This is a genomic window from Streptomyces sp. JNUCC 64, assembly GCF_054484115.1.
Map to the genome: position 1 here is coordinate 3,919,186 of NZ_CM137015.1, position 14,164 is coordinate 3,933,349.

A 14,164-nucleotide genomic window follows, 5' to 3' on the forward strand; every position below is an offset into this window, starting at 1 on the left:
GCACACCCAGTAAATCGGCACGGGCATGGTGCTCCCCGCGCGCGGGGGTGGTCCCCAGTCCAAGTTGGCGCTCAAGGCCATGGAGGCGTGGTCCCTGCGCGTGCGGGGGTGGTCCCGCGACCGGGGCCGTGCCGCTTGCGGTGCTGTCCTGCCTCCCCGCCACCTGCGGGGATGACCCCACCAAGGGCAGACAGCGAGACAACCAGCCAGCGTGATCTCCGCGCCTGCGGAGCTATGGACCTGCGGAAAACAGTTCGCCGCAAAGCCAGTTGCCCGCACACGATGGAGGTCATGAACCACATACCTTCGCGACGTCAGCTCATCCTCTCCGCAACGCTCGCCGGAACTGCCGCGCTCGTGCCGACAGCCGCCGGAGCCGCCACCGCCCCGGAGCGAGCCGGACCGGCGGCTGCGGCGGCCAAGCGACGCTCAGCCGCACTCGTCGTCCACAACGCGAGGGTGTTCACGGGGGTGCGCGGAGAGCCGGTCCGGGAGGCCATCGCGGTCGGTCGGGACGGACGGGTGCTGGCGACCGGGTCGGACAGCGCGATGCGCCGCCGGTACGCGGGGCGGGACACCGAGGTGGTCGACGCGCGGCGGGGAACCGTCATGAGCGGGATCGTGGACGGTCACGCCCACCCCGTCGCCGCCGGAGCCGCGACCCTCAACCCCAGCCTCGGCTACCGGCAACTCACCCTCCCCGCGCTACGGGACCACCTACGAGACTTCCTCGCCGACCCCGCGCACGGCGGCGAACCGGACGGCTGGCTGGTCGTGGCGGACTGGGACCCGGTGGGCCTGCTCCCCACCGGAACCACGGCCCACCACCGCCACCTCGAACCCCTGCCCACCCGGCGCCCCATAGCCATCCTCGGCACCGACGGCCACAACACCTGGGTCAACCGCAGGGCGCTGGAACTCGCCGGGATCACCGCGACCACCCCCGACCCCCCGGGCGGCGAGATCGAGCGGGACGCCGACGGCGCGGCGACCGGACTCCTCAAGGAGGAGGCCCAAGGGCTGGTCCACCGGCTACTGCCGGACCAGCCCCTCGACAAGGTGGTCGCGGCGACCGCACGGGCACTGGAGCAAGCGGCCGCGCAAGGCGTCACCGCGTTCCTGGACGCCTCCGCCGACGAATGGCACCTCGACGTCTACGCCGAACTCGCCCGCACCGGACGGCTCCCGCAACGGATCTCCGCCGCGCTCCGGCTCGACGCGCACGAGATCCGGGAGCCGAGGGAGGGCCTGCGCTGGCTGCGGGCCACCCGCCGCCGGTACGCGGAGGTCCCGGGACTGGACCTGCGGACGGCGAAGGTGTTCGTGGACGGGGTGATGGAGTACCCGGCCCGCACCGCCGCCCTCCTGAAGCCGTACCTCGACGGCGACGGCCGCCCCACGGACAACCGTGGCCAACTCCAGGTCGAACCAGCGGACTTCGCGCGCCTCGCGGTGCTCCTCGACGCCAAGGGCTGGCAGATCCACGCCCACGCGATCGGCGACCGGGCGGTCCGGGTCGCCCTGGACGGCTACGAGGCGGCCCTGCGCGCGGGCGGACGCCGGGGCAGCCGGCACACGATCACCCACCTCCAACTGGTCCACCCCGACGACCTCCGCCGCTTCGCCCGGCTGGGCGTGGTGGCCTCGATGCAGCTCCAGTGGGCGATGCGGGACGCCTGGACGGTGGACGCCCTCCTCCCGTACATCGGCCCCGAACGCCACCGCCGCCTCTTCCCCGCACGGAGCCTGGAACGGCACGGCGCGCTGCTGGCGGGCGGCTCGGACTGGCCCGTCGACCCGCTCCACGTCTGGAACCAGGTCCGCACCGCGATCGACCGGGAAGGAGCGGACTCGGACGGTCCCCTCCACCCCGAACGCGAGGCCATCAGCCGCACGGCGTCCCTGCGCATGCACACCGCCGGAACCGCACGGCAACTGCGGACGGAACACCGCACCGGGACCCTGACCCCGGGCCGCGCGGCCGACCTCGTCCTCCTGGACCGTGACGTGACCCGCGTACCGCTACGGGAGATCAGCGACACAGAGGTACGACTGACCCTCGTGAACGGCACACCGGTCTACGACCGGGACACGACAGCGGGCAGGGCCGCACGGGCACGCGGCGCGGCGACCAGAACCACCCGCCGCCCCTCGATGACGGACCGCCACCGGGCCTGCGGAGGGTGCGCCCCGACCGAATGACCCCACACGCACCGAACCGGGCGCGAACTCCACTCCGCCCAAAGTACTTTGACACCATGAAGAACGCTGACGGCACCAAGGCGAGCCCCACGCCCCCGCACACAGCGTCCCCTGCGAACGACGTCACACCATGACCGATTTACCGGAATCCCAACTTCTTGCCAAAAACGGCAGCGGCTCGAACAGCCCGTACGGCACGTACTGCGGAATCTCTCTGTGCGCGACCCAGGTCAGCTACTTCGTCATCACTCGCGATGACCGCCTCACCGCCGACGCGCCCGTCCTGAACGACGATGGAAGCGGCGACCGCCGTCTCGGCCTCACTGGCCAAGGAGGTTCACTTCCGAGCGCCGTCGCCGTATCCCGCCGAGGTGGCCTCAGCTCTTGGTGAGCACTTCCCTGGCCGCGTAGTAGGCGTGCAGTGCGGCCTCGCTCCCCGAACCCAAGGCGGTCATGATCCGCTGGAAGCGGGCGGAGCGGAGGTCGCCGGCCACGATGACGCGGGGATGCTGGTCGGTAGGCGGACAGTATCCGTCCACGCCACGGGCCAGGTCGCCGGACGGGGCGGTGGGGGCGTTGCCGATGTTGAGGTAGGCGGCATCCGCCGCGATCGTCTGCGGGGTGCCGCCCTGGCCCATCGCTTCCGCTGACACCACGGCGCCCTCTGCGGGCCCCAGCATCAGGTGCTCGACGGGAAGGAGCGTGACGCGGGGGTCCTCGCGGACCTCTTCGATCTTGTATTCGTCGGCCGTCGGGTACGCCACGAGCAGGCGGGTGCCGGTGGTCGGGTGGGCGCGCAGGAAGGTGCCGATCGGGCGGTCGCCGCCGAGGACGAGAAGTGTCCGGCCCTCGGCGTCGTCCGCCTCGGCCTGCCAGAGCGGGGGCAGGGTCAGGCCGTCGGGTGCGGTGATCCAGGTGGCGTCTCGGGGTTGGAGGGGGCCGACACCGGTGGCGACGATGGCGTACGGAGCGGCGAGACGGACGCCCGTGTCGACGGTGACGGTCACGTGGACGTCGTCGGCACGAAGCTCGGTGACGTGCCGGCCGAGTTCGAGACGGCACAGCTCCGTGCCCTTCAGCTCCGCGACGATGGAGTCGGCCAGCTCGGGGCCGCTGGTGTAGCCGCCGAGGACGTTGTTCAAGGCCGGGATCCGGTAGAGGTTGCGGCACAGCCGGTCCGGCTCGACCAAGATCGAGCGCATGCCGACGCTGGCGGCCATGCGCGCGGCCGCGCAGCCGGCCGGGCCTCCGCCGATGACGATCAGGTCGGTGTCGTACAGCGTGTCGGACATGGGGCTATTCCAGCACCGGCGCCTCGGCGTGCGCAGTGAGTTGGCTCATCACGCGTTCGGCGGTGACGAGTTGGCCGGTTCCGATCAGGCGGCGGGCGACGAGGAGTCCGGCGTCATGGACGTCGGGACCGGCGTCGCTGGCGCAGGCGTCGGTGACGATCCAGGGCGCGTAACCGTACTCGAAGGCATCGGCGGCGGACTTCAGGACGCAGCTCTCGGTGGCGATCCCGCAGAAGACGAGGTCGGTCCAGCCGGCCCGGCGGATCAGTTCGGTGGCATCCGGGGTGAGGAGCGTGTACCCGGTCTTGTCGACGACCGCGTGGGCGTGGGCGACAGCGTCGGCGAGCTCGGTGACAATGTCGGTCTCGGGCGGTTCCTGGAGTCGGCTCCACTGGAAGAAGCGCTCGTAGGGGCTGTCCGGATAGTTGAAGTACCGGGTGAAGACCACGGGGCGGCCGGCGGCAGACCACTGGGCGACCAGGTCGGAGACCGCTGACACGGCGTGGCGGCTGTGGTGGTTCACGAAGCCGTTCTGCATGTCGATCACGACCAGCACGGCGGTGCCGATGTCCATGCGCTGTCTCCCCTGCCCCGTCTTCTCAGTCGACGCTCTCCCGCAGAGCGTCCTGCGCGGCGCGCAGCCGTTCGGCCAGCCCGCTGGTCTTCATGATGGCCTCCCGCATCAGGACGTGCTGCGCGGTCTCCTGGGCTCGGGCGGTGGTGAGCCGGGAGTAGGCGGCGCGCAGGAAGCGCCAGCCGTACTGCTCGGGCATGGAGGGGTCTTGGCCGTCCTCGATCATCTGCTGGATCTGGCGCGTGAAGCACCACAGAGCCTGGACGGCCAGCTCGCAGGCGACCAACTCGTCGATGCTGAGGCTGCGCTCGCGGGAGTGGGAGGCGTAGGCGACACCGGACCAGCCGGCGTAGCCGGTGGAGACCCCCCGTACGCCGAAGGACACGATGTCCGGATGGTCGAAGCCGGTGGCGAGGAGCGACTCCTCGACCGTGCCGTCCAGGGGTGAGGGTCCGTCCGGGGCGCCGCGGTCGACCAGAACCGAGGGCGTGGACAGCAGGCGCAGTGCGGTGTCGTGGGCGTCTCCCGCCCACGGGCCGGAGGTGACCCAGTACAGGGAGAGGACGTACTCCGGGTTGGGGACGGAGGTGTGGTCTTCGTCCAGGAGATCGCGGAGCTTGTCTCGTACCCAGGGCAGATCGGAGGCGTACGTGCGGTAGCGCCAGACGGCGAGGTCGGTGAGCGCGGCGGGCTCGTGCGGCTGAACGAGGTGGAAGACGGCGACCCCGCACGCGAAGACGTACAGGACGCAGTCCCGCGCTTCGGGGTGGTCCACTCGGGCCGAGGAGAACTCCAACCACTGGTCGTCCACGCTCGGTGTCATATGTGCGCGGAGTCGGCGGGAGCGCTCGACACCGATGAAGACCGGCAGGAACTTGTGGGAGTCGACTTCGATCCGGCCCACGACGGATGCAACTGCGTCACTCATTCCCAGCGCCGCCGCGAATCGTGCCTTCGCGTCGGCCGAAGCGCGGCCGAGCGCGGTGTCCAGGACGGCCTGAGATTCGGCACGAGGCTGGTAACTCGCTCCGCCACCCTCCCAGTTCGACACCGTTCGGTCGCTGACGCCCAGGTACGCAGCGAAGTCCCGCAGGCTCATGCGGAGGGCGTCGCGTAACAGCCGGGCTTCCCGGCCGGACCATCGCTGCACCGTGACCACCGTCGTACCCCCTCTCCGTCACCCGGTGGAACGCCGAAACGACCAGCGTAGCCAGCCTCGTTCAGCAGTGGTGCGACATTGCTGCAGCGCCCGTTCGTCACACCCCGTTATCGCCCTGCACCATGCTGGTTCCACCCAGCAGGAGTGTCCACCGCCACCGGAGCGGCCCTCCGCCCGCTCTCTCCCGTACCACCCTCAGAAGGAGCAAACGGCATGACCGGCATCGTCAAGCGCAACGCCCGCGCCATCCTCCTCGACGACGACGAACTCGTCCTCATCAAGCGCACCAAGCCGGGGAGGGAGCCGTACTGGGTGACCGTCGGCGGAGGGGTCGAGCCGGACGACGCGACCATCGAGGCGGCGCTGCACCGGGAGGTGTTCGAGGAGCTGGGCGGCAAGCTGGCGCGCGCCGAGCTCGTCCACCTGATCACCGACGAGTTGGAGGGCGGCGTCGGCGTCCAGCACATCTTCGCCGCGCGCCTGGAGTCGATGGACCTGGCCGCGCGTACGGGAACGGAGTTCGCCAAGCCGGAGCGGGGTGGGTACGACGTGGTCCGGATGCCCTTCACCGCCGAGGTTGTCCGCGAGCTGAACCTGATGCCGCCGGAGCTGGCCGAGTTCATCGCCGCGAACACGGACGCGATCGTCTCCGTCCTCGACACCCCGATCCGCGAGGCGTGAGCGATGACGCAGGCCCCGGACTTCGTCAGTCTCAACGGCCCTGACAACGTCGGCAAGACGACCCACCTGGTACGGCTGGCCGAGCGGTGGGACGGCTTCCAGCCGCTGGGCGCGGTCCACGAGCACGACCCCGAGGCGTGGGCGCGAGTGGCGGCCGGCGACTACGCCCGGTGGTGGTTCGAGACGTCCACGACGGTCGAGCTGACCGAGATGCTGCTCGTCGGCCACGCCAGGCGGGCCGCCGCCCGCGAGGAGGGGCGCACGGGCCTGCTCGACCGGGGCCTGCCCATGCTTCTCGCCGTGGCCGCCGCGACCTGTGTGGTCAAGGACGGGCTAACGGTCGGAGAGGCGTTCAAGACCGTGGTGGACATCGCCGGTTCGCGAGCCGCAACCTCCGAGACCTCGATTCTCCTGTTCCCGTCCCTTGACCCCGAGCGCAGTTACGCCGTGACGAGCGCTCGTGAGGGCCGCCCGTGGACCGGGATCTACCCGGCCTATCAGAAGTCGCTGCACGCGGTCCTGCTCCACCAGACCGAACACGGCTCGTACAACACGGTCGTGGACTGCGAGGGCCGCTCCCTGGACGACGTACACACCGACGTCCTCGATCGCCTTGGCCTCAGCCCACTCGCTGAGGGGAGTCCTCAGTGACCCAGAGCTGCCCGCCCCTGGTCCTGTCGCCCGGCCTCGCCCGCGCCATAGCCACGCTCCCGGACAAAGACCGGCACCGCCTGGACAACACCGTCTCCCGACTCCACACCGTCAACGGACACCTATGGGGCACCGAGGACCGGGTGCGCGGCGCCTTGCTCTCCGCTGCCCAGGTCGCCGACTGCAAGCGGGAGATAGACCAGCTCAACGCCGAACGCAACGTGCTCGCCGAGCGGGCCGACGAGGTCCTCGGTTCGCTGGCGGACGCGGGCCGCGCCGATGCGCCGATGCACACCGAGACGCTCGCTTCCGTCGTCGACCGTCTGTCAGTGCTGACGCTGCGGATCTGGCACAGCGAGCGGGCGGCGACCCGGGACGAGGTGGCCCGCCGCCGAGTCCCCGCCCTCCACGGCCAGCGGGAGGAGCTGTGCGCCGCCCTCGACGCACTGGTCTCCGACGTCCTCTCCGGCCGCCGTCGACTCCCCGTGCCGGCCCGCTTCAAGCTGTACGGTCGGGACGACGCAGCTCCTGTGGAGGTCAAACCGAGTCGGCGCCTGCGCCAGGTCATCGCTTTCGGTGGACTGAGCGAGTGCGGCAAGAGCACCAGCGCCGAGTTCGTCCAACGCACGTGCGGTGCCCAGCGCTTCAAGATCGGCTTCCTGCTGCGGCAGGCGGCCCACCGGGAGGGCCTTGCTGACCCGTACGCGTTGTCGGCCCGGCGGCAGGCCGAACTGCTGCTCGGCGAGTTGAACCGCTTCGCGGACGCCCACGTCGACACTTCGCTGTTCACCATCGAGTCCGTTCACGACGACGCCTCGATCGCCGAGCTCAAGCACCTCATGGGCGACACGCTCCAGATCGTCTACTTGGATGCTTCCTTCGCCGTACGCGTCGAGCGGTCCGGGACTCAGGCCCAGGCCGTCGCCGCGAAGGACGAGATCAAGATGAGCCGTGGTGCCCATCAGGTCGTCGCGCTCGCCGATCATGTGATCGACAACGCTGGCAGCGTCGCCGCTCTCCGCGCCCGTCTCCGGCGCATCGCCGCCCCGCCCGCCGCCACGTCGCCGCGCGTGGCCACCCCGTACGGACTGGGTCTGCCGGCCGTTGTCGCCTCGGCGACGGCCGACTTCACCGACGCGGTACGGGCATACGGGCCTGACGTACGGCTCGCCGCCCTGACCGGCAGCCCCGGCGAGGGCGGCTGGATCGCCGGCTGGTCCGACCTGGACCTTCTGGTGATCGCCGAGCACGGAGTCATCGGCCGGGTCCACGAGGCCCTGGAGCAGTACCGGACCGCTCTGGGCGGCTCGGCTTCCCTCGGCCCCACCCTCGTCACCCCCGGCGAACTGACCGCCCGGCGCCTCACCCCGCTTCTCGCGTTCGTCCTCCACCAGCTCCAGCACGGCAGCCCCGTTCTGCACGCCGCACCTGACCTCGAACTGCCGACGATCGGCCGAGACGAGCTCGTGTTCGCCGCCATCCGGGAACTGCCCCAGGTCGTCCTGACCATGCGCCGCCTACGCGCCGACGCGGGGCCTGCCGCCCTGCGGCAGCTCTACAAGCACCTCGTGCTCGCCTGCCGCCTCGTCCTGCGCGAGCACAACCAGTGGGAGTCCGGCCCCGACCGGATCCTCGCCGCGGCCTCCCACATGCCGGGTCTGCGCACCGTCTCAGTGCCCTCCCTGGCCGAGATCGCCAATGCCTGGCGCGACGGTGACACAGAACTCGTCCTCAAGCCCGTCACCACGGCGGTCGACCAGTTCCTCTCCTGGTACGCCGACCAGCTCGCTGCCTGAACAACCTCCCCCCTCCTTCTTCGCTTCTCCACCTGACAGGAGCTTCGCCATGCCCGAAACCATCGCTGTCCCGTCCTTCTCCGCACGGATCGTCGAACGCCTCAGCGTCGGGGCCACGAGCCGCCGTGAGCGCGTCATCCACTCCCTGGACGGTCTGGAGGACCCGGTCCACCCCGATACCCTCGCCCACACCGGAGCCGACCTGTGGCGTCTGCTCCAGGAGCAGGTGCCGGATGGACTCGGCTCCGTGCACTTCCTCCTCGGCCTGGACGCCGGCGGCATCCTGCCGACCGTCTCCCTCGCCGGCGCCGCTCACCTCCCGTACAAGATCGCCTGGAAGCTGCACCTTCCCCTCGACGGCGCGGTCCGCTTCAGCGAGCCCCACGCGATGCGCACCGACGTCTTCGCGTACGGCATCGCCCCCGGCCAGCGCATCGTCATCGTGGACGACGAGATCACCACCGGCCGGACCCTGGCCGACCTCACCCACCGTCTCCGTGAGGCCGACGCCGTCCCGCTGGCGGCGGCCTGCCTGGTGGAGGACACCACCCGCGGAGCCCGCGACCTGCTCACCGAGCTCGGTCTGCCCCTGGTCTCGCTCACCACGATCGAAGGCCCGGCGTGACCGCGGTCGCCCCGGCTGGGATCCGGTTCCATCACGGTTCCGTGGTCATCCCCGCCGGGGCCGTCCACACCACCCCGCTCGGATACGACCGTGACAGCGTTCCCGTCGGCGCACCGCTCCCGCTTGCCGCTTCCGCCGAGCTTGTCCACCGGCTGAGCGGGTGCGGCGAGGTCGTGGCGGCGTTCGAGGGGAAGCTCGGCGACACCCTCCTGGCGCTGTCGGGGGTCCGTGCGGTCCTCGACTGGCTGCGGCTGCGCTCGGTTCGCGTGGTCGTCCGTGCAGTCGGGCCGTCTGCGAGGTTGATCGCCCGCACCGGGCTGCTCACGCAGTCTCAGGCATACGCGCACAGCGGCCATCGGGCCGTGATCGGTGACCACGCGGGAATCGAGACGCACGGGTCGACGGCGGCGGTGAGCCTGGTGCTCGACCCGGCCGCCCCGCCCTGCTGGTCGACCGACGGCCGCGCCCACCCGGACCTGCCCGCCCGCCACTACATGGCGGTGGAGCGCCGCCTCGGTCTCCGCCTGCCAGCCACGGCCCCCTTCGCTCCCACCCTCGTGACCAGGCCGAACAACCTCCTAGAGGAACTGCGGTCGGCGGGCTGGCTCGGCGGGCTGAACATCGCCGCTATCACCGCCACCAGTTGGCCGGAGCGCAAGGACTACACAACCCAGCGATACATCACCCTGGCCGAGCACATCGCCGGGGCCCAACAGACTCAGGCCCGACTGCTGCTCGTCGGCGGCAACCCGGGCGACGACCCCTGCGTCACGGTGGAGGCACCCCAGCGCCATGTGCAGGTCCTCCGCCTCGACGGGATGCCGGCCGATCACCTCGCCGACCTCTTCCCGCACTGCCACCTGATCGTCGGCAACGACACCGGACTCACCCACCTCGCCGCGATGGCGCGCAGCCGGAACGGAAGCTCCCCGCCTGTCATCGGCTTGTACGCGCGCCACAGCCACAGCAAGTGGCGTACCGGCCTGCCGCACCACCACGCCGTCGCCACCGACCTGTCCGACCGCATGCACCAGGGCGACCTCTGCCCCGTCCGCGACGCCATCGCCCCGGACACGGACGTTCACATGGACATCTTCCCGCCCGCCGCGCTGGCCCAGGTCGGCGTCGAACTGCTCGACGGAGCGGGGCGATGACCTTCCGGCCTCCCCTTCGGATCGGTCCGGTACGGCGCTTCACCCGCAACCTGCTCTGCCCCGTCGACCTTCTCAGCCGCCCGCTGCTCCTGAAGTACACCCGCGACCCGGCCGAGGCCCGCGAGGAGATCCGCGGCCACGCTCGTCTGGCCCGGCACTACCGCGTCCCCGCCCTCCATGCCCATCTGCGCGTGCCGGGCGGGCACCTCCTCGCGTACGAGCGTCTCCCCGGCGGCACTGACCAAGGGCTCCTGCTCGACCTCCTCAACGCGGACGAACCGAGCGGCGACCTCCGCATCTACATGGACCGGCTCACGACCGCGTACCGCGAGGTCATCCTCGCGACAGCATGGCCGGCCGATCCGGCGCACGTCGTCCGCAAGCTGTACTGGGAGCGCGCAGTGCCCGGTGGCCGACTCGACACGTACTACGCCGGGAAGGACTTCCTGGTCGCCGACAACCTCATCGACGTCCCGGTCTCCCGCCTCGACACCTACACCCTGAGCATCAACGGCCTTCGGCACCGCCTCGACTGGACCGCCACCCTCCGCTGGCTCCGCGCCCAGTTCGCCACGGCCGAGCCGGTCTGGGCGGCCCTCACCCAAGGCGACCCCACCGACGTCAACCTCGCCCACCCGCTCGCCTGGTTCGACTACGACACCGCCGGGATGAACAGCGTCCTCGGCGAGTTCGCCAATTTCCTCTGGTACGCCTCCGCACTCGGCGGCTGGCTCGTCCCCACCTACAACCGGAGCGCCTTCGCCGACCACCCGGCCACCTTCGACCACGTCCCCGCCAACACCCCGAAGATCCGGCGAGCAGACGTCGACCACACCACCAAGACCATCCACATCGACTACGCTCCGCGCCTCTCGGCGCCCCGGCGAGCCGCCGTGACCGCGTACTGGAACCAGCTCGTACGGCCGGTCGCTGACCGCCTCTGGCCCGGCGAGGACCTGGCGAACCTCCTCCGCCCCTACCTGGCCATGCGCATCCTCGGCATCTACAGCCTGGCCGACCTGGCCCCCGAGGACCGGCTCGTACTCCTCGCCCGACTCGCCGAGGCCATGAGCCCCGCCTTCGGCCCCACCACCTACTTCTGCCCGCTGGAGTCGCCATGCCCGGCCCCCTGAACAGCCGCACCGCTCTGGTCACCGGAGCCACCGGTGGCATTGGCTCGGCCATCGCCCGCCGTCTCGCCGCCGATGGAGCCACCGTCGCCCTCGCCCACCTCGACGACGACCGAGCCGCAGCCGAGCTCGCCACCCGCATCACCGACAGCGGCGGCACCGTGATCTCCCTGGGAGCCGACGTCCGCGACGCCGAGGCCGTACACGCCATCTGCCAACAGGCCCACGACCGGCTCGGCCCGATCGACATCCTGATCAGCAACGCCGGTGCCTATCCCCGCCGACCGTGGACGGAGACGACACCGGCCCGCTGGGACGATGCCCTCGCCACCAACCTGACCAGCCACTACCTCCTCGCCCGTGAACTCAGCCCCTCCATGAAGGCAATCGGCTGGGGCCGGATCATCACCATCGGCTCGGTCCTCGCCACCGCGGGCCGCCACGAGCTCGCCGGCTACATCAGCGCCAAAGCCGGCCTCGAAGGACTCACCCGCGCTCTCGCCCGCGAACTCGGCCCCGCCGGCATCACAGCGAACTGTGTCGCTCCTGGCTCGATTCGCGTCCCCGCCGAGGACACCGTCGTCGACGACTCGGAGGCCATAACCGCCCGCCAGCTCGCCCGCCAGTGCGTCCAGCGCCGGGGCCGCCCGGAAGACATCGCCGCGGCCGTTGCCTTCCTTGCCACCAACGACACCAGCTTCATCACCGGTCAGACCCTGCGCGTGGACGGGGGCTGGATCCTTGGCTGACATCTGGCTCATGCGCCACGGCGCCTACCAAGGCCACCGCCCCGGCCACCACGCCCCGCACGATGCCGCCCTCACGCAGGAGGGCCGCGACCAGGTACGCCGGTCCCTCCCCCTCCCCAATGGCGTCACCGCGATCGTCACCAGCCCGATTCCCCGTGCCCGCCAGACCGCCACCCTCGTCTCGCATCTCACGGGCCTGCCGATCGTGGCCACCTCCGGCCTCCTCGCCGAATGGCGCGCCCCGAGCATCGTCCTCGGCCACACCTCCGAGACCTATCCCCCGGTCTACCGCGTCTGGCGCGCTCACCGCCTCGCGAACCCTTCCCTCCGCTGCGAAGACGGCGAAAGCCTCACCGACCTCCACACCCGCGCGCGCCACTGCGCCGCCTTCCTCCACCACGCCGCCGGGCGCCACGGCCCCCTCCTGGCCGTTTCCCACACCCTTCTCCTCGGCGTCCTCACCCGCCTTCAAGAAGGCCCCGCCGCCTTCACCACCGCCGCGAAGACGCCATGGCGATTCGCCGAACTTCGACTTCTGACCATCCATCAACGAACGGCAACCGGCCCTCAGCGGTCTGCCCCATAGATGGCCGACACACCAACCACCGTGCCTGCCGAGAGACCCTCCGGTTCGTAGTACGTCTGGGCTCAAAGCTTGCGCCACGACCCCGGCACCTGATTTCCGATGCCGGGAGCGCCAGGACCACGCCCCTCAATCCTCCCTCGCCAGCAACCTCATTAAGCGTCGGCTTCCCAGTCGATCTTTTCTTGAACGAGGATCTTGCGGGTCTCGTCAAGCCGTGCGGCCTGTGCCCGGAGCCTGTCGGCAACATCTGCTAGGTCAGCGGGGCCGAGATTTTCCATTCCTCGACCAGCAGGAGCTCTCGCGGAGAGATTCGGTGGTCATGATTGCCGAACGTACTCAGCCCGTAGTGGGGTAGGCGAGGAGCTCACGGTCCACCAGGACCAGGCCCTGGTATTCGTTAACCAATACCGGAGCGACGTCGAGCCCGGCAGGCCTGTCCTTGCCGGTCCGGGCGTCAAGGGCCACCGCGGTGGCCGACGAGGCCCGGGCGTAGATCCTGCCGTGCCAGGATGCTGTGACATCCGGGGCGAAACGGCCGTCGGCTTGGCCGTCCTCCAGCCGCCAGAGTTCCTTGCCGCTGGTGGAGTCCAGGGCGACAAGGCGGTCCTGAGACGTGCAGACCAGAGTCTTGGCCTGGTCGAACGGGCAGCTCAAATTATCCAGGCCCTCAGGCACGTCCGCCTGTACTTTGCCGGTGCCAGGCTTCAAGAGCCGGTCGAAGCGCGTGCCACGGTCACCGGCGTAGCCCCGCACCCGGACAAGGGACGGGCCGGCAGATTCGACGGTGGTGCCACCGATGCTCTTTTCTGCCCGCCACTTCTCCTTGCCGGTGGCCGGGTCGGTCCCGACCAACTGGTCGGGACCGAATCCGCCGAGAATATCGACACCTACCGCGGCCTCGGCTGTGACAGCCCGCGTCCGGATGTTCTGTGCTGTCCACCGCACCTGGTGCGTGGTGATGTCGATACCGAACGTCGCCGCGTTGTAGCCGGTGTACACAGTCACGATGACGTTGCCGCCCGCGAAGCCGACCACGTGAGCTTCGGGTGTGGAGTTATCCCCCTGTGCCCATGCTCGCGGAATTTCGAGCGATGTGCTCCAGGCGGCCTTTCCTGTCTCTGGCGAGGTGGCGACGACCTCAAGCTCCGTTGAGGGACCTTGCGTTCCAGTGCCGGGCTGTCTGGTGACGAACGGCGTCACCACCAGGGAGCCGTCGGCCGACACGAGCGGCGCGGTCGCATCATGGTCCTCGCCCAGGGCCTTGGCGCGCGGGCGCGCCACCGCCACCACCTTCCCGGTGGTCAGGTCCACGGTCTGCATTCGATCAGCGGAGGCCACATACGCAGACGTACGGTGCAGAGCCACCGCGAGGTCACGCACATCGCCCAGCAGATTGGTCCGGCCCGCTGTCGCCTCCAGCGGCAGGGCCACCGCTCCCCGGGCCGTGAACGCCTCCGGCGGATCGTGCGGAACGCGCTCCGGCCTCCGCTTTTCCGCGGACCCCTCCGAGGAGAAATCCGACGGAACCCCGTCTGCCGGACCCCTACCTGCCGAAGAACCGCAGG

General features: G+C 70.4%; 13 protein-coding genes. 9 read left to right on the top strand and 4 right to left on the bottom strand.

Annotation, left to right across the window (positions count from 1 at the left end):
• Positions 1 to 291 precede the first annotated feature (291 nt).
• Positions 292 to 2,202 (top strand): amidohydrolase, encoded by a 1,911-nt coding sequence (locus ACVWNX_RS16045; RefSeq protein ID WP_454407757.1) that lies wholly within the window; start codon positions 292 to 294, stop codon positions 2,200 to 2,202.
• Positions 2,203 to 2,579: 377 nt separating this feature from the next.
• On the opposite strand, the gene ACVWNX_RS16050 is transcribed toward ACVWNX_RS16045, so the two are convergent.
• Genes ACVWNX_RS16050 through ACVWNX_RS16060 form a run of 3 tightly spaced genes read right to left on the bottom strand, consistent with a single transcriptional unit; the run spans position 2,580 to position 5,167 of the window.
• Positions 2,580 to 3,494 carry an FAD-dependent oxidoreductase gene (locus ACVWNX_RS16050; RefSeq protein WP_454407758.1) on the bottom strand — a complete coding sequence of 305 codons (915 nt, stop codon included), beginning with the start codon at positions 3,492 to 3,494 and terminating at the stop codon, positions 2,580 to 2,582.
• A gap of 4 nt (positions 3,495 to 3,498) precedes the next feature.
• On the bottom strand, positions 3,499 to 4,068 hold the full coding sequence (locus ACVWNX_RS16055; protein ID WP_454407759.1) for a cysteine hydrolase family protein: 570 nt from the start codon (positions 4,066 to 4,068) through the stop codon (positions 3,499 to 3,501).
• A gap of 25 nt (positions 4,069 to 4,093) precedes the next feature.
• Positions 4,094 to 5,167, bottom strand: coding sequence for a helix-turn-helix domain-containing protein (locus ACVWNX_RS16060; protein ID WP_454414789.1), 1,074 nt, complete (start codon positions 5,165 to 5,167; stop codon positions 4,094 to 4,096).
• Positions 5,168 to 5,440: 273 nt separating this feature from the next.
• On the opposite strand from ACVWNX_RS16060, the gene ACVWNX_RS16065 reads away from it, so the two are divergent.
• The 8 genes from ACVWNX_RS16065 to ACVWNX_RS16100 are packed head-to-tail and all read left to right on the top strand — an operon-like array spanning position 5,441 to position 12,599.
• The gene (locus ACVWNX_RS16065; protein WP_454407760.1) at positions 5,441 to 5,908 is read left to right on the top strand and encodes an NUDIX hydrolase; all 468 of its coding nucleotides are present in this window, start codon (positions 5,441 to 5,443) and stop codon (positions 5,906 to 5,908) included.
• 3 nt (positions 5,909 to 5,911) lie between these two features.
• Positions 5,912 to 6,559, top strand: a complete 648-nt coding sequence (locus ACVWNX_RS16070; protein ID WP_454407761.1) for a hypothetical protein — start codon at positions 5,912 to 5,914, stop codon at positions 6,557 to 6,559.
• Complete coding sequence (locus ACVWNX_RS16075) at positions 6,556 to 8,355, top strand: DUF4254 domain-containing protein (RefSeq protein ID WP_454407762.1); 1,800 nt, start codon at positions 6,556 to 6,558, stop codon at positions 8,353 to 8,355. Before ACVWNX_RS16070 ends, ACVWNX_RS16075 begins: the two co-directional genes overlap by 4 nt.
• Positions 8,356 to 8,404: 49 nt before the next feature.
• Positions 8,405 to 8,980, top strand: coding sequence for a phosphoribosyltransferase family protein (locus tag ACVWNX_RS16080; RefSeq protein ID WP_454407763.1), 576 nt, complete (start codon positions 8,405 to 8,407; stop codon positions 8,978 to 8,980).
• A gap of 41 nt (positions 8,981 to 9,021) precedes the next feature.
• Complete coding sequence (locus tag ACVWNX_RS16085) at positions 9,022 to 10,134, top strand: glycosyltransferase family 9 protein (protein ID WP_454407764.1); 1,113 nt, start codon at positions 9,022 to 9,024, stop codon at positions 10,132 to 10,134.
• Positions 10,131 to 11,267 carry a hypothetical protein gene (locus tag ACVWNX_RS16090; protein WP_454407765.1) on the top strand — a complete coding sequence of 379 codons (1,137 nt, stop codon included), beginning with the start codon at positions 10,131 to 10,133 and terminating at the stop codon, positions 11,265 to 11,267. Before ACVWNX_RS16085 ends, ACVWNX_RS16090 begins: the two co-directional genes overlap by 4 nt.
• Entirely contained in the window at positions 11,252 to 12,013 is a 762-nt protein-coding gene (locus tag ACVWNX_RS16095; RefSeq protein WP_454407766.1) for an SDR family NAD(P)-dependent oxidoreductase, read from the top strand. The genes ACVWNX_RS16090 and ACVWNX_RS16095 overlap by 16 nt, the downstream gene beginning before the upstream one ends.
• On the top strand, positions 12,006 to 12,599 hold the full coding sequence (locus tag ACVWNX_RS16100; protein WP_454407767.1) for a histidine phosphatase family protein: 594 nt from the start codon (positions 12,006 to 12,008) through the stop codon (positions 12,597 to 12,599). The genes ACVWNX_RS16095 and ACVWNX_RS16100 overlap by 8 nt, the downstream gene beginning before the upstream one ends.
• Positions 12,600 to 12,935: 336 nt before the next feature.
• Here the strand turns inward: ACVWNX_RS16100 and ACVWNX_RS16105 are convergent, their stop codons facing one another.
• A complete protein-coding gene (locus tag ACVWNX_RS16105; RefSeq protein ID WP_454407768.1) occupies positions 12,936 to 14,030 on the bottom strand; it encodes an outer membrane protein assembly factor BamB family protein in 1,095 nt (364 codons plus the stop codon).
• Positions 14,031 to 14,164 lie beyond the last annotated feature (134 nt).